The organism is Bacillus sp. FSL M8-0063, from assembly GCF_038005545.1.
Lineage (GTDB): Bacteria > Bacillota > Bacilli > Bacillales > Bacillaceae_G > Bacillus_A > Bacillus_A wiedmannii.
In genome coordinates, this window is record NZ_JBBOTJ010000007.1 from 1 (window position 1) to 14,461 (window position 14,461).

18 protein-coding genes and 1 pseudogene are annotated in these 14,461 nt (G+C 40.0%); 5 read left to right on the forward strand and 14 right to left on the reverse strand.

Annotated elements, in window-relative coordinates; genetic code table 11:
* The 5 genes and pseudogenes from MKX31_RS28890 to MKX31_RS28910 form a co-directional block, all read right to left on the reverse strand.
* Window positions 1-251: pseudogene (locus MKX31_RS28890) on the reverse strand (hypothetical protein); the annotation flags it as partial.
* Between the two features lie 61 nt (window positions 252-312).
* The gene (locus MKX31_RS28895; protein WP_340982017.1) at window positions 313-1,407 is read right to left on the reverse strand and encodes an SU10 major capsid protein; all 1,095 of its coding nucleotides are present in this window, start codon (window positions 1,405-1,407) and stop codon (window positions 313-315) included.
* Window positions 1,408-1,483: 76 nt separating this feature from the next.
* Window positions 1,484-2,098, reverse strand: a complete 615-nt coding sequence (locus MKX31_RS28900) for a hypothetical protein (RefSeq protein ID WP_340982002.1) — start codon at window positions 2,096-2,098, stop codon at window positions 1,484-1,486.
* On the reverse strand, window positions 2,076-2,522 hold the full coding sequence (locus MKX31_RS28905; RefSeq protein WP_340982004.1) for a hypothetical protein: 447 nt from the start codon (window positions 2,520-2,522) through the stop codon (window positions 2,076-2,078). The genes MKX31_RS28900 and MKX31_RS28905 overlap by 23 nt, the downstream gene beginning before the upstream one ends.
* 1 nt (window position 2,523) lies before the next feature.
* Window positions 2,524-2,796, reverse strand: coding sequence for a helix-turn-helix domain-containing protein (locus MKX31_RS28910; RefSeq protein WP_240527247.1), 273 nt, complete (start codon window positions 2,794-2,796; stop codon window positions 2,524-2,526).
* Window positions 2,797-2,825: 29 nt separating this feature from the next.
* Here MKX31_RS28910 and MKX31_RS28915 point away from each other — a divergent pair, with 29 nt between their 5' ends.
* Window positions 2,826-2,954: a hypothetical protein gene (locus tag MKX31_RS28915; RefSeq protein ID WP_340982007.1), complete on the forward strand. Its 129-nt coding sequence runs from the start codon at window positions 2,826-2,828 to the stop codon at window positions 2,952-2,954.
* Between the two features lie 229 nt (window positions 2,955-3,183).
* Here MKX31_RS28915 and MKX31_RS28920 read toward each other — a convergent pair whose 3' ends face one another.
* Genes MKX31_RS28920 through MKX31_RS28930 form a run of 3 tightly spaced genes read right to left on the reverse strand, consistent with a single transcriptional unit; the run spans window position 3,184 to window position 5,075 of the window.
* Window positions 3,184-4,176, reverse strand: coding sequence for a phage antirepressor KilAC domain-containing protein (locus tag MKX31_RS28920; protein WP_340982008.1), 993 nt, complete (start codon window positions 4,174-4,176; stop codon window positions 3,184-3,186).
* 40 nt (window positions 4,177-4,216) lie between these two features.
* A complete protein-coding gene (locus MKX31_RS28925; protein ID WP_340982009.1) occupies window positions 4,217-4,441 on the reverse strand; it encodes a DUF4148 domain-containing protein in 225 nt (74 codons plus the stop codon).
* A gap of 22 nt (window positions 4,442-4,463) precedes the next feature.
* Complete coding sequence (locus tag MKX31_RS28930; protein ID WP_340982010.1) at window positions 4,464-5,075, reverse strand: helix-turn-helix domain-containing protein; 612 nt, start codon at window positions 5,073-5,075, stop codon at window positions 4,464-4,466.
* Window positions 5,076-6,845: 1,770 nt separating this feature from the next.
* Here MKX31_RS28930 and MKX31_RS28935 point away from each other — a divergent pair.
* The 4 genes from MKX31_RS28935 (at window position 6,846) to MKX31_RS28950 (ending at window position 8,764) form a co-directional block, all read left to right on the forward strand.
* On the forward strand, window positions 6,846-6,986 hold the full coding sequence (locus MKX31_RS28935; RefSeq protein WP_340982011.1) for a hypothetical protein: 141 nt from the start codon (window positions 6,846-6,848) through the stop codon (window positions 6,984-6,986).
* A gap of 187 nt (window positions 6,987-7,173) precedes the next feature.
* Window positions 7,174-7,314, forward strand: coding sequence for a hypothetical protein (locus tag MKX31_RS28940; RefSeq protein WP_340982011.1), 141 nt, complete (start codon window positions 7,174-7,176; stop codon window positions 7,312-7,314).
* A 1,054-nt stretch (window positions 7,315-8,368) separates the two neighbouring features.
* Window positions 8,369-8,524 (forward strand): hypothetical protein, encoded by a 156-nt coding sequence (locus tag MKX31_RS28945; protein WP_154695902.1) that lies wholly within the window; start codon window positions 8,369-8,371, stop codon window positions 8,522-8,524.
* A gap of 72 nt (window positions 8,525-8,596) precedes the next feature.
* Window positions 8,597-8,764: a hypothetical protein gene (locus MKX31_RS28950; RefSeq protein WP_170954435.1), complete on the forward strand. Its 168-nt coding sequence runs from the start codon at window positions 8,597-8,599 to the stop codon at window positions 8,762-8,764.
* A 139-nt stretch (window positions 8,765-8,903) separates the two neighbouring features.
* Here MKX31_RS28950 and MKX31_RS28955 read toward each other — a convergent pair whose 3' ends face one another.
* The 6 genes from MKX31_RS28955 to MKX31_RS28980 all read right to left on the reverse strand — a co-directional run bounded on the left by MKX31_RS28955 (window position 8,904) and on the right by MKX31_RS28980 (window position 14,302).
* The gene (locus tag MKX31_RS28955; protein ID WP_340982012.1) at window positions 8,904-9,116 is read right to left on the reverse strand and encodes a helix-turn-helix transcriptional regulator; all 213 of its coding nucleotides are present in this window, start codon (window positions 9,114-9,116) and stop codon (window positions 8,904-8,906) included.
* A gap of 1,242 nt (window positions 9,117-10,358) precedes the next feature.
* Window positions 10,359-10,661 carry a hypothetical protein gene (locus MKX31_RS28960; protein ID WP_340982013.1) on the reverse strand — a complete coding sequence of 101 codons (303 nt, stop codon included), beginning with the start codon at window positions 10,659-10,661 and terminating at the stop codon, window positions 10,359-10,361.
* Between the two features lie 1,135 nt (window positions 10,662-11,796).
* Window positions 11,797-12,390, reverse strand: coding sequence for a hypothetical protein (locus tag MKX31_RS28965; RefSeq protein ID WP_340982014.1), 594 nt, complete (start codon window positions 12,388-12,390; stop codon window positions 11,797-11,799).
* A 257-nt stretch (window positions 12,391-12,647) separates the two neighbouring features.
* Window positions 12,648-13,010, reverse strand: a complete 363-nt coding sequence (locus MKX31_RS28970) for a hypothetical protein (protein WP_338141941.1) — start codon at window positions 13,008-13,010, stop codon at window positions 12,648-12,650.
* A 180-nt stretch (window positions 13,011-13,190) separates the two neighbouring features.
* Window positions 13,191-13,565, reverse strand: coding sequence for a minor capsid protein (locus MKX31_RS28975; RefSeq protein ID WP_340982015.1), 375 nt, complete (start codon window positions 13,563-13,565; stop codon window positions 13,191-13,193).
* A 404-nt stretch (window positions 13,566-13,969) separates the two neighbouring features.
* Window positions 13,970-14,302 (reverse strand): hypothetical protein, encoded by a 333-nt coding sequence (locus MKX31_RS28980; RefSeq protein WP_340982016.1) that lies wholly within the window; start codon window positions 14,300-14,302, stop codon window positions 13,970-13,972.
* Window positions 14,303-14,461 lie beyond the last annotated feature (159 nt).

Consider the following 14,461-nt stretch of genomic DNA (forward strand, 5'->3'; position numbering starts at 1 on the left):
CTGAATGACGCGATACCCTGCTGCTGCATCTTATTCGTATCGTTATAAACGATTGCTAGAAACGCAGAAAATTCATAGATCGCATTATCGGGGATCTCGTTACCTTTGAATTTATTGTGTAGCGTACGATCAGCCGAGTTCATTAGGCGAATCTTTTTTGCTTCGTCCGCATCATGCCAATCTTCATTCGAAATGACATACGCGTCGATATGCTTGTTTGCTGCTTCGATACGATTTGCGTAATTTTCCACGCCATCACCGTCCTTATATTAAAAAGCGACTAGAGCCGAAGCCCTAGCCGATTCATTTCGATTATTTCTTAGTCGATAAGCCTACGATCTTAGCGTGTGCCGCTTCTTGTAACATTTCTAGCGTGTACTCGCCGACTAACATTCCGCGCATGTAATCGCCTTTTTTGCCTAAGTAGTCGTGAGAGAAGTCGCGTCCTGTTAATGGGCGGATAGATAAGCGATTCGCATCGATGATTAAGATTTCGCCCGCTGGCATATTGTTATTGATTAAGATCTCAGCAGCGCCGAAGTCGCTGATATAGTGATCGACAACCTGTCCGCGTCCGTTATCTAAACGATCTAGACGGATCTGAGCGTTATCAAACGCTGAGATAGCGATCTTTTGTGTAGCACCTACGATAATTTTGTAGTTACCGCTAGCAGTAGAACCGCTTTTCTCGAAGATTGCTCGGAATGCTTCGATTAGATGCTCGTCTGAGATTGCTGCGCCGTTAGATTTGATCACGTTTGTCTGAATGAACGAACGTACACCGCGCATCATGCGAGTATTGCCGCGCTCGTAACGAATACCGCTGAGCACTGCTTTTTCTAGTTGTAACGCTAGTTCTAGTTGTTTCTTTTGCTTCTCCAGTTCGTACGCGTTATCAACACCGTGTTGGGCGATCGCTTGCGCTGTACCCGATAGCTCGACTGTCTCGTCGAAGATTTGCGTGATATTAGAAACACGCTTACGTGGCTTGTAACGAGCGTCGCGAGCGTCTGCGCCTTCTACGCCTTCTACGAACATAACTTCTAGAGTTGCGCCGACTTCGACTTTTTCGGCTACTGTTCCCGCATAGCCACGAACTACCGTTAATGTTTCGCCTTCGATCTTGCCGACTAAGATTAATTCTTCGCCATTTCGGATAACTTGATTAGGTCGGAATGCTTCGGCGTTTTCCACTTCGATCGCCGTAGAGCCTTCCGCTGCTTCCTTCGCTACAATGCCTTCCTGAGCGAACATTTCATCTTCGAACCATACGTGTTCGACGTTCGTAACCGCTTGACCGAATCCGAGTAGGTTGATCATAGGTGTTTGTAGCGGATTTAATAACAGTATTTCATCTGTTACGCTTTCTTTTTTGCCGATTAGTTCGTTTGAGTATACTACCATTATTAGTTTCCTCCTTAGAATTAGAAAAAGCCACCTAATTATTGGCGACTTTCATTGTTTTATTTATATAAAAAGGCGATTAGCCTTTACATATCGATAATTTTTGGAATCTTTTAGGGATTTGTTTATACTTTAGAATGTTAGTCCAGTCGTCATTGTTTGGCGGTACGGGAATATCTCCGATACTTGCCGCATTCTGCATAAGAGGTCGAGCGCCTTTACGGCTTCGGAAGCGTTCATTCATGAAGTTGATCGCCCACTCGTTTTCCTTTTCGATTTGTAGAATCTCTACGACTGCCTCGAAGTACGCTTGCAATCCTTTTTCCGCCTTTTGACGCAGTGGATCGACTTTCTCTTTGCGTACGGTTGGAACGAAGTTACTTCGCCAATCATTCGCTAGATCATCGATTGTGATCGTTCCTGCTAGATTTGCAGCAGCGTAGTCATTCGCTTTGGTATATTCGTCCTCAGCGACTTTTAACGCGCCCTGAGCCTTGCTGATAGCTTCTAGCGCTGCTTTCTTTTGCGCCGCTACCTTTTTCCCCGAAAATTCTTGCTTTAGGATCTTTTCATATGATAGCGTGGCTGCAGTTACTTCTTCTTTTGCCGCTTGTATCTTATCTCGATAGCCTGCGACAAACTCGTGAGCCTTTTCGTTTTGTACTGCGAATTCATCGTATAGTTTCCATTCCATTTTTCGCTTCCCCCTTTAGTAATTCGATGCACTTTTGCAGTAGTGAGATTAATTTTTCACGCCACTTCGGTAGTTTTTCGATTTTCGGATCTTCTAGTTCGTAGATCTCGACGAAGAGGTCTCGCATTTCCTTGTCTTCGTAACATCGGAGTGTTTCGCCCGTAGCTTCTTTCGTTTTGAAATGCCCTGTCATATCAGACTCAGAAAGACAAGCGGTATAGATTGCTTCGGTGTTCGTCCATACGTCAAACGCAGGCTGATCGCTGCAATTATCCCAGACTATCGATCGCATTTTCTCGGCGAGCTGCTTCTCGTCTATTGGCGCTGCGAATTGCGTTAACAAAACGTTATCATCGTATAAAAATGCATATAGAAACGATGTTCCTCGGATTTCGTGAATGTTAGCTACTAATAGCGGTCGCACATTAATCGCCTTCTTTCGTTTTTAATCGTTTTCGTAGATCTTCGCTTATAGCGCTCATGCTGCCGTCGAATACGCTTAATAAAAATAGGTTATGTGTTCCGATCAATTCCGTTAGAATTTCGGCTTTCTCGGATGGTAATTTCTGTTCGCCTGATAAAAATCTCGATACACTTGATTGATTCGTTCCTAATAGCTGCGCCAAATCGTATTGCGTGATCTGAGCGAGCTTTAAAATTAATGCAAGTATCGAAGCATTATATGTAGGTTTGTCCAATGTTTCCGCCTCCTTATTTCGCATGATTTATGCGTGATAGATTAAAAAATATGCCGCCACGAAGAGCGCAGCGCACATATAAAGAAAATAACGTAAAAAGCGCGATTGGGAAGCCGTTCGGAATCGGCGAAGATCGAGCGCCTACGGAAAGCATTTAAGAACGGTAGATGATCCAACGTTAATAATCGTAGTAGAAGTTTATCGGGTTGCGGATCCCGATACAATAGGGGAAACGACGAGGCAATGACAACCCCGCCGATCAGTGATGAAAAATATACAACCCCACTATAAAAGCGGGGATCTAATAGGGAGAAAAAGAAATACTCCTTCTCAATATATATGTATATCTGAGCGCCTCTTTTTGCATATTTTATGCAAACTTTTTTTTTATTTTATGCTCTTTTTGTATAGATCTGCGATGAATAGGGCGCCGTCTATCGTTACTTTTAACGTCCTATGCCCGATGTCATACGTTACGACTCTGAAATATTTCTCGTATCCCTTCCTATATAATCGAACACCGTCGATTTGCTTTTTATATAGAATGCCGCGATCTATTAAGAATCGATTAAGCTCCTGAGCAGAAACACCGCCTAAATATGATTTTCCTACGTTGGTCATTGTTAATAAATTCGATTGATCTATTAACTGATCGAACTTATTCGCCTTACCTTCGTACTTTTCCGCAGCCTCTTCCGCCTTTTTGATCCTTGCGTTTTGGAATTCGCTATATTCTGCGATCGCCGTGGCGCTTGTGATTGGATCTTTCGCTTTGATCATTGCTAGTAGTAGCGCGTCTTCTTGATCGATAGCTGCCGTACGTTGTTCATTTGTCGCAGCCTCTTCGATATTTAATAATTGCGATCGAACTTCCCTAGCGATCTCGCTATCTCGTAACAACATACCGATTCTTAAGATCGCGCGCTTTGAAAATACGTTTGCTCCACGATAAGATACGCCGCTAGAAAGTATTGAGACATCATGTCCTAATACTTTTTGAATCTCGGAATATGTCTTATTGATCATACCGTCACTTTCTAATTCCGATCGATGTCGTGTAACGATCTTTCTTATTGCTTCTATATTAACTTCGTAATACTCAGCGAGCTGTCTCGCCGTAGCTAATTCCGTTCCTTCTAGTAGTAACAAGCCACCGACTTTCGTCAATACATCGATTCTCTCGATATACTCGTCACGCTGCGCGACGTTTTTCGGATCTGTTAGCGTTTCTGCATCGACTACTTCTATTTGATCGGATGCTGCTGCGTCTGATGATGTCGGGAATGGTACGACGTTGCTTTCTTTTGCTTCCGCCTTTCCCTTTCCGTATTCTGCTGCATATTCCTCGTTTAGTTCGATTTTGATTTCCATGTTTTTCATTTTCCGTTACCTCCGATTATTTTTATAGTTTGCTTTTCTTCTATTTAACTTTTATAGGATTTCGCTCCCACGAAGCGTCCTTTATACCCGCATTTCCTTTGTTTGGATGCTTTACGGCTACCCAGTTCGGCTTGTATTCCGTCCCTTTATTGATTACGAGATAATCATCACCGTATTTTTGACGACCTTCGTTGAGCGCGTCTTTTAGGTCTTCCGATCGTTTCGATATTGATCTATCTCCGCTTTTCTTTTCCGTGTTTTTCATTTTCCGTTACCTCCGATTGTTTTTAGAAACTCATGTCCCCTATATTGTCATTACTGCCGCTTCCCTTGCGTTGTTCAATGCGCCGCACGATCTCATGTTTCTTTTCTTCGTCATTCTTGCGAATCTTCTCGACTGCTAGCGCGTGTTTGTAGTAACGTTCCTCGGCTTTTGGGAATCGTTTGAGTAATTCATCTAATGTTAGCGGCAATAATGGTATATACTCGTTGCTGCGTCCGAATCCGCGTCGATTGACCGTAATTAAGCCGACATTTTGCAGGATCTTCATATTATGGTTGATCGTTCTTATAGATTTTCCCGTTTCCATCGCTAGGCGATATTGCGACGGGAACGCCTTCTTTTCGTCTTTGTTGAAAAAATCGATAATGATTTGGTATAGGATCAGCGCACTTTCTGTTATGCCGTAGTCCTGCATATATGAGTAGTAGCGCAGGTTGGTCGGCATTTTAATAAAGTCTAGCGTATGATCTTTTTCTTTAGGATTGATAGATTTATCGAACATCGGCTGATCGATCCGATCCTTTTGGATATCCGCTGCTGACTTAGCATAATTCTCGTGATTCTTGATTTCTTGTAACGTTTCTTCTACTTGTTGGACTAGATTTTCTGTTTTCATTACCTGATCGCTCCTTTTCTATTTAGCGGTAAACTGCGTATGAGGCAATGAACTGCGTATGAGTTGGCGGTACACTGCGTTTCTCATAGGAAGTACACTGCGTTTCTTATATGCAGCCCGCTACAGGTCAACTAGATTTACAAGAACTAAAGAACTATAACTAAAAAATATAACTATGTTCTTTTTTGTTCTTCTATTACGCATAGGATAGGATAAGGCGTAAAAGTCTTTTAAATAATATCCGCCGCCGTGCTTACGTTAATATAAACGCGATAATCCCGTATAATATCGACATCGAAGCCTTATACTGCGGAATGTAGAGATAAAAATCGAGATCCTGACATATGCGATAAAACGCACCATTTTCAGTTTCTTTGTTATATACATCCGTACACGCACAAAAATTAATCATGCCGTCAATCTTCTTGCGCCTATATAAACGTTTGCACTGTTTTGATTTGGGTTAACGTCGATAATATTTTTATTGTCTTGCTCGGGTTCCCTTTCACGTACATAAATGCAGGTACGGCGGGGTTAGCATGTTAGTAAATTCTCGTGAATAATAGCACCTGATCTCGCTTAGATGGGACAACTACATCGAGAGAGTAAATACATTAGAAAAAGACTAGGAACGCATACAGGGCGATCTGAAACGTTTAAATGATAGATTACGTGATTGGCTACGTAGGGACTTCGGTAGGAGAGCGATAGGATGAATAAAATAGGAATATTGGTAGGACTTCGGTAGGACTACGTGAAGGAATTCGTATAGGCTGCGCAAAAGTGTCGTTAGACTTCGGGTAACCCGCTGCGGCAAGACTTCGTGAGAGATCAACGCCCTGAGGTAAAAATGGTGCGCGCTTTGTGAATACCGTTGCTGCGGGGGCTTCGACGGGGTGGTTGGGGGGTTCGGCGAATTTCGATTCGGGGCGGCTCGATTGGTGAATACCGCATTCATTTCGATGCATGAAGAATGAAACACAATGACATTTTGTTACTTTCGACTTTCTCTTCTAAACGTTGATTTAAAAGCATTCGAAAGACTTTCGATGAACAAATGATTTCGAAAAAGTTTTATGCATTAAAAGAAACACTGATTTAAAAGCATTCTTCTTTCGCAAATGATTTCGATTGAATGAATAAGATAATGAATAAAGTTTTTGTATTCTCTTTTAATCAGTTAAGTTTCAAAGATTCTTTCTCTTCAATTCTTTTCAACTAATAAAACAAAACATAAATGAAGAAGAAGATAACAGATAACTATTCACTGCCTCCACTCTCTCACACGCATTAGATAGTTACAGTGTGGTGTAGTGTGGTGGTATCAACCCTATATAGCATTGCATGTAGCCTATTAAGTATAAGGCGTCTAAGACTCTGATAGATAGTTGATAAGAATACTAAATACAATATTAATATAAGAGCACACAGACGACTGTATATGACTACCCTATCACCCCATTGTATAGCGGGCTATGTGTATCGAGGTATTGTATATAGGTAGTTACCTATTGTTAATATAGTGCGGGCTATTGGTCAAATGATATGGTGGTTTGGTACGCATAAACATAGGCACTATATAACCCCCTATTTTGTATAGCATTGTATTCGTGGGCTAACCACAATATATCCTAGTTATTTAGTAATCCTTTAAGAAAGATTGCGTTCTACTTTTATGCTTTTTAATCACATTTTAAAAAAGATGTAATTTTTAGTTGACTCGTGTCAATTAAAGTGATAAGATAGAGATATCAACAAGGAGGTGAGAACATGAATTGGATAATCCTAGCAGCTGTTATAGCAAGTCTTAATCAATTCTCAGGATTGGTTAAAAATCTTTTAGATATGTATTTCAAGGTTAGAGAAGAAATACAAAAGAGTCGCTCCCACCAAGAAGACGACTCAAATTAACCACAGGGAGAGGGAAACCTCTCCTATTTTTTATAAGTTATAACGCACTCATAGTAGGTAATATTTTAGAAGATATTGCGTTCTAGTTTCATACTATTTTAACCATATTTTAAAAAAGATGTAATTTTTAGTTGACTCGTGTCAATTAAAGTGATAAGATAGAGATATCAACAAGGGAGGTGAAAACATGAACTGGATAATCCTAGCAGCTGTTATAGCAAGCCTTAATCAATTCTCAGGATTGGTTAAAAATCTTTTAGATATGTATTTCAAGGTTAGAGAAGAAATACAGAAGAGTCGCTCCCACCAAGAAGACGACTCAAATTAACCACAGGGAGAGGGAAACCTCTCCTATTTTTTATAAGTTATAACGCACTCATAGTAGGTGATATTTTGGAAAAATGATTTTCTTTATAATTTTAAATAATTTAAGCAAAGAGTGTGTATTTAAATTAACTCATGTAACTCAATACTATATATTTATTCGTAAAAAAATGTATTATGTAAACTATCGGATAGAAACGCACACACCATAAACGTTGATATGGCGGGACTAGCAGGCATTATGTATATTAATGCGATTAACGGCGGATAAATCCGCATTGTTCCGTTCTGTTACGCATAATTCTATACATTACGCAAACTTACCGAACTGTATTAATGAAACGGTAGCTAAATAAAGGAAGTGCCGTCTATCTGTTACATGATGCGTAAAGAGTTCGCCTGTCCTTGTCGTATAATATTGCGATTATGCGATTAAACTCTAGACCCCCCGAGTTTTGGAAGCCGTCCCCGTCCGCCCTTCCGTGCTAACGAAACGAAAAAACACGAACATTATACGACTGTATGATATTCAATATTCGTAAACTTTCGTATACATATTTCCGCTATTTGTAAACAAAATCCTAGCGATAGAACGGCGTCATATCAACGTCCATATCGTGTATCGTAAATATCGAATATAGTTTTTAATAGTTTACATCGGTATATTCTATCGACTGATTAACGCATTAAATAACGATATATTTGTCGTATATTTAACGTACATTTATCTACATTAACAACCTATATTTGTATATTTTTAACGCTAAATATAGCAGAAATGAATCGGCTAAAATATGATATCGTATATTTGTCGATTATTTACCGCACATTTACCGTACATTCTAGCGTATATATATAGTTCTTTAGAATTCTAATCGCTACTTATTTGTATATTCTAGGCGTTTTTTATGTAATAAAATACGATAAAGAGGGGAAAATAGGCATAAAAATAGCACCGCCAAAAAAACTTTTTAAATAAAGTTGACATGACGGCGATATCAATGTTATAATGAATATGTGCTTGAGAGAGTACAATACTTTCGAAAGGAGGTTACGAAGTGGATATCGTGTTACACTTCATATCGACATACGGATTTGATATCGCTAAATACTTACTACCGTTCATTGCAGTCAAGTGGGAATTTGAGTACATAAACGAAGATGGTAAGAAAAAGCGTAGATTCAAAATCGCTAGTCGATTCTCAAGAAAGTAAAATAGCGTAGGGCGTGTGACAGCACGCTCTATCTATTACTTAATTATAACACGAAATATTCACGAATATACTATGAAAAAGAATCGAAATATAACGTTCCTAATCGTATTCGCATTCGTATTTATGTGCGTAGCGAAAGCATTCGGAAATCTATACGTCGCATCATTCGGCGTAATCTTCGCCCTATCAGTAGCCGCAGCGATAATCACCGAAATGGTAATAAGGGCACGCTATAAATAAACGAATATACGCCATGTATGCGGACATAATAAAAAGCGGTACGCATCAATTTGCCGTCCGCTTCTTTTTTTTCTTTTAGCTATATCTTGCTATTTCCTCTATACATTACCAATAATCAGGAAATGAAAACAAAACACTTTTACTTTCTCATTAAAGATTTTCTGTTTACAATATCTTGTTTGTAGAATAGTCTATCGCGAGTTGTCTCTTTAATCGGTGTTAGTTTTCCCTCTTTTATCAGTTTGTTTAAATACTGTCTAGAACACCCGAGAATATCTAATGCTTCCGATGAATTTAAAATTTCATCTTGTATAAATTTTGTTAGTTGTTCTTTTGTTTCAAAATTAAACATTCTTCTTCTCCTTTATATACAAGGTAATTATATTAATCAACATTAAGAATAGAGCTATTCCAGTAAAAATAATGTAGATATAACCCCCAGTACCTAGGTTGTTATAATCAAGGATTGTTAAAACAAAAATCAGAAATAAAGCAACAGGGATATTTTTCCATATGAATTTTTTCATAATTAGTATGAATGTGTTATAATCTTAGGTATAGGAGAGGTTTCCCTCTTCCTGTGGTTAATTTGAGTCGTCTTCTTGGTGGGAGCGGCTCCTTCCTCTTTAACCTTGAAATACATATCTAAGAGATTTTTAATCAATCCTGATAATTGATTAAGGCTTGCTATAACAGCACCTAAGATTATACACAAATTCATGTTTTCACCTCCTTTTCTTTATATCCTTATTATACACCTTTAGTTTACACAAGTCAACCAAAAAGCACACTTTCCTTAAATTGGTTAAAAAACCATAAAAAACAAAAAAGCGATAGGTTGGTTAATCCTAACACTTTCTTTTTTCTATATATTGTTAAATTCAAATATAATGCGTTAGTGGTATCGTCGGTTTCCGTCCTATGCCGTCGGCGGGGGGGGGGAGATTCCCTTCGTCATTTCCGACCATTTCCGCATTCACCTTGCCCGTTCATTAAGGTAATATATTCCTACACAAACTACAATATAGCACTCTCTATGCGGTATTTTATCTAACTTCATTGTGTGGTGTCCGCATGCTCCTTATATCAGCGTCGCATTTAGCGAGTGGTATCGCCGTGATATTCCATAAATTATATTATGTGACTTCGTCCTTTATTGCGCAACCTTTAATTACCATTTACATACAAAATTTTACTATAACCCTACCTGAAATAACGGTTGTTTTTACATTATATATCAATATACAGATAATTCAATCACAATAAAATCCAACATTAGAAGACACCTCCGAATGTTCCGAGAGTCTTTCCTTTTACATCAATCTATAACGGCATAATAAGGCATATAACGGACGATAATAGTTTCAAATATAAATAAACCACTATACACTTTATTAACTCATATACGAGCATCTGGAAAGCCGTATTATTATTTCTCGGCTTATAACCTACACGATAAGCTGTTTAGATAACTACGCTTTTTCATAAATCATTCTTTTTCTCTCCAACCTCGCCAAACTCTCGCATTATATCTATCGACTCTCTTTTGAATCCATTTCTTATTATTCTTCGAAGTGCCGACAGTATAGCCGCCTTACTTCTTCTTACTTATTGATTTTGCACCTGAACCACTGACAGGATAATTCACCCCATCAGATTCCCTCCAACCTTTCCAAACCCTATCATTATACCTTTTATTCACTCTTTCCCAACTTTGTTGTTCTAAGTTCAAATCAGTACTATTATGCTTCAAAACTCCTTTAACCATCGCATCTGATTTCTTTATTAATCCCAACTCTTCTTCCGTTAACAGTTCCCCTCTTTCTTGCTTTTCTCTTGCTAATCTCATAGCCTTCTTTTCCTTCTCTTTACGTGTTTCCTTTTTCTTCTTACTCATAATTTTTCGTATTCTCCTATATAGTTATTAATCTAAATTTCGTTTAAATCCGTTTTTCTCTAAACTTAGTTAGTGATAGTTATCTATATTTTCCTCTAGCCGTGGATAGTGGTAGTTATTTTCTCTTAATCTCTTAAAATCTCTTGACTTTTCTTTGACGCCCTTTACCATGCTAATCCGAGGCAGGGAGGGAAGTTGACAGACTTATCCCCTATGCTGAAAGACTACAAAAAGTAATCTAACAGAATAGAAAGATAAGCGTCTTTACCATGCCGCACCTCGTTGGTCGGTCAGAAGACCCTATTCACTCAGCGATTTTCACCGCATACGCCCTTTTTCTCGGCTTGTCCCCGCAATATCGTCCCTGCGTGACAAACTGAGCGTATTCCCTAGCGCCATAACGCTAACGATAACCACCCGAACCTTTTAGACTACACGCCTAGGCAAGTTCTCGCCGTGCTCGCAGCCGACGGAATAGGACGCCCCTGCGAGTTGGATTAGTTTGCAACGGTTAATCCGTAACCTGTCGATTTTTTAAAGTACGTCGTCTCGACGTTCCTTCGTGGTTTGGCTTCCACGTTTCAACTTAATATTGAACGTAAAAAAGCGATACCCCAGTAATCCCCACCGTACGGGATTAAAAGAGTATCGCTCAATAGACTGTATATGCACATACAACAAATTCCACTTGCAGAATGTCGGCATAGTCGATATAATGAATACATAAATTTAATCCAGTATGTGTAGGATACTGGAAGCCGCTAGAATCGATTGGCGTCGAAACTAGCAACTATAAGCGTTTACCGACTTCCAATCGGTAGGCGCTTTTTCACGTTCAATATTAAGTTGTATCCATTGTAACGCCATTTTTCTACTAAAATCAAGTTATTTTTTGTATTAAACCCGACGTGATGTCAGTATTCGTCGCATATCATCGCCGACAAGCGCATTCTGACGAATCTTCGCGATACTACCCGCGATCCAAAAGTTATCGGCTCAGAATCGTTAATCTCAGCGTATTTTCTTCCCTATTAATCGCTTTTTTACGCCCTCTTTCTTCGCTGCGTGCAAAAAAAAATAGGGAAACCCGCCAAGGCTTCCCGTATCTTCGCTATTATCTTTTCTTTTTCTCTTCTCAATCCTTATAATTCTCGCCATATTTTGCGAACAGATCATACAATGCAAGCTCTACTATATCCTGCTTATCTAGTCGGAATTTTTCTGCGAATTCGTCAAGTGCTTTTCCTACGCCCTCATTGACATTTAAAGTTTTGCGCATCTTCTTTTGAGGCTCTATTTCTTGTTTAACTCTTATATACAGATCATTAATACTATGCGATGTCTCTGCCACGCCTTCGCGCGTTGTTACTACGGTATTTATAGCATCTTTAATCGTTCCCCATTCATTAATCATATCACGTAAAGCACTTACCTCATGCGGCGTTAATGCGTTATATGTTTCATCTTCGGTTGACACCTTGACCGTTCTTTGTACGTTACCCTTACGTTGTACACGCGTTTTACGCACGTTAATGAAGTCTTGTATGTTTCTTTCAAGCGGCTGATCACCCTCTCCTACGAAGTGCCATCCTTTATCGCCACTATTACGATACTCATAACCAACGCTTCTTAATGTGTCTCGCAGCTTCTTCTCTCCTATACCTATTTCCTTTGCTAATACGGCACTCTTCGTTGTTATCAACGCCTTCAAAACGTCTCCGACCTTCATAAATACGTCCTCCACTTCTTACTAATCAATCACGCATACGTTACTCATTTCACCTTCATACGTTGTTTATTTCATATTCTACACTTGTACAGGTTATACCTCCACCTAAATTTGCGATTTAATGACCATATACCTACGAAACAAAAGATAATCGTCTTAAAATCGACTTCTCGGCGATACATTTTACATATCAACAACAAAAAAAGGCGAAGTCCGAAGACCTCGCCTAGTTTCGCTATTATTTAGCTTTGATTGCTTTAGTTTTGAGTCTCCTTGATCGACTCGTCACCTAAGATATATAGAGTGCCGTCAGTATCAGGGAATGCATTGAACGTGATATTCGCAATGCGCTCATTATCAGGATCGAATGTGTAGTCAGGATCAGCCGATGCCGCTGCGTTTGGTACTGTAATCCAGTCGTTTTTCGTAGCGTTCGGATCGGTTGGCTTGATAACCATTTTCTTCGCAGTAGATAACATATCGAAGCCCGCTTGCGCAGATACGTACAACGCTTGTTTGTCGCCGCTTTCTACGAATTTAGAGTTCGGCATTACTTTCGATAATCGTTTAAGATCGTGTAATGCGAATGGTACAGTCGTTTCTGCTTTACGACCTTTCATGATCGATTTAACAGGTGTTTCACCGTACTGGTCGACTGTAACTTCTTGTACTGACGTAGATACTCCGAAGGAGATACCACCCTTTGTAATATCGAACTTAATCAGATCAGCGCCTTCGCCGTATTCTACGATTGCAGCACCGATCGGTACGTTGATTGTGTTATTCTTTGACATAATAAATTACCCCCTGATAGTTAGTTGAAAGTTTAGCGAAAAGATAGGACGTTTCGCTTCGTCCGTTCCCGTCCATATCGGATAGGATTGTAATGCCTGTATATAAGAAACCGACGTATCGCCGATAAGAAAATCTTCTTTGTACTTGAACGCCTCGTATAAGGCTAGTGCCGTTTTTAATGCGCCGCCGCTATCGTGCGGTTTCCCCCGTACTAAGAATTGCAATGTCGGTCGTCTTACGCCCGTATTTTCGGTAGGCATTCCGCCATGAATTAAGACCAATACGCAATCGTCTTTCGAAGTTGTGGGATAACTAAACGCATAATACGTGTTATTAGGCACTAGCGATTTTACGTAGGCTACCGTCTGTTCGATGTCCATCTACTTCAATCCCTTCTGAATACCTTCGCCCAACCATGTTAGGTACTTTTGCGATTCGCCTTTTAACGGACGTTCTAGATATTTAGCGCCGACCGCATAGCCGTTAAACGATCCCGCTTGACTCGGTGTGTACGACCACTCATGCATCGCAATTGCGTAATTAAAATTACCGCGACCGTACGCCGAAAACGAGACTTCTCCGACTATGTTTCCGCCTTCTTTCTTAACACTCTTCTTGTGTGATTTACGTAGACTACTTTTATCGATAGGCGCGATATTCGACGAAATCCTAGCGAGATCATCTACGCAATCTTGCATAGCCCGTGTCCCCGCTGCATCTGCGCCGCTAGCAATCCTCGTCATGTTACTGTTAAAGCTACCTAGATCGAACGTTAGCGCAGCCATTAGATATACACCACGGTCACTAACGGATTACCGCTGAAATCCCGCTGAATGTTAATGTTTTTCGGATTGCCTTTGTATGCCGTCCCTAACTCATTGACATACTCTATTTCATCCGCATACGTAATATCGGCTAGCTTATCTAGTAACAATTTGAGATCGACTACGATCGTAGCGCCGTGCATTTGACTATTTCGATCGGTGGTTGTATGTGAACCCTCGACCGCACGACATTTAAGCTCGACCGTTTCGACTTCCGAAGGATTTCCCCATATATCGAGATCGCCCGACTTCCTTCGCCTTGTGACCGTTTGTTTTAATGGTACGATTGCCATTACACCACCCACCCCACATTACGACCCGAAATATGAAGACTATCGTTAACCTCTTCGATTAACTCGATAACACTATCGGGGATTATGTCGGAAAGCGACTGCCCCGTCGCATTTTTAACGTTGTTTTCTTTGAATGTGAATGAACCTACGCCCGTAACG

Bases quoted from the DNA above. Each gene is read 5' to 3' on its own strand.
- MKX31_RS28980 (WP_340982016.1), bottom strand. From the start codon at position 14,302: ATGGCAATCGTACCATTAAAACAAACGGTCACAAGGCGAAGGAAGTCG.
- MKX31_RS28960 (WP_340982013.1), bottom strand. From the start codon at position 10,661: ATGAGTAAGAAGAAAAAGGAAACACGTAAAGAGAAGGAAAAGAAGGCT.
- MKX31_RS28925 (WP_340982009.1), bottom strand. From the start codon at position 4,441: ATGAAAAACACGGAAAAGAAAAGCGGAGATAGATCAATATCGAAACGA.
- MKX31_RS28975 (WP_340982015.1), bottom strand. From the start codon at position 13,565: ATGGACATCGAACAGACGGTAGCCTACGTAAAATCGCTAGTGCCTAAT.
- MKX31_RS28900 (WP_340982002.1), bottom strand. From the start codon at position 2,098: ATGGAATGGAAACTATACGATGAATTCGCAGTACAAAACGAAAAGGCT.
- MKX31_RS28940 (WP_340982011.1), top strand. From the start codon at position 7,174: ATGAACTGGATAATCCTAGCAGCTGTTATAGCAAGCCTTAATCAATTC.
- MKX31_RS28970 (WP_338141941.1), bottom strand. From the start codon at position 13,010: ATGAAAGGTCGTAAAGCAGAAACGACTGTACCATTCGCATTACACGAT.
- MKX31_RS28915 (WP_340982007.1), top strand. From the start codon at position 2,826: ATGCGTGATAGATTAAAAAATATGCCGCCACGAAGAGCGCAGCGCACA.
- MKX31_RS28955 (WP_340982012.1), bottom strand. From the start codon at position 9,116: ATGTTTAATTTTGAAACAAAAGAACAACTAACAAAATTTATACAAGAT.
- MKX31_RS28935 (WP_340982011.1), top strand. From the start codon at position 6,846: ATGAATTGGATAATCCTAGCAGCTGTTATAGCAAGTCTTAATCAATTC.
- MKX31_RS28965 (WP_340982014.1), bottom strand. From the start codon at position 12,390: ATGAAGGTCGGAGACGTTTTGAAGGCGTTGATAACAACGAAGAGTGCC.
- MKX31_RS28920 (WP_340982008.1), bottom strand. From the start codon at position 4,176: ATGAAAAACATGGAAATCAAAATCGAACTAAACGAGGAATATGCAGCA.
- MKX31_RS28950 (WP_170954435.1), top strand. From the start codon at position 8,597: ATGAAAAAGAATCGAAATATAACGTTCCTAATCGTATTCGCATTCGTA.
- MKX31_RS28930 (WP_340982010.1), bottom strand. From the start codon at position 5,075: ATGAAAACAGAAAATCTAGTCCAACAAGTAGAAGAAACGTTACAAGAA.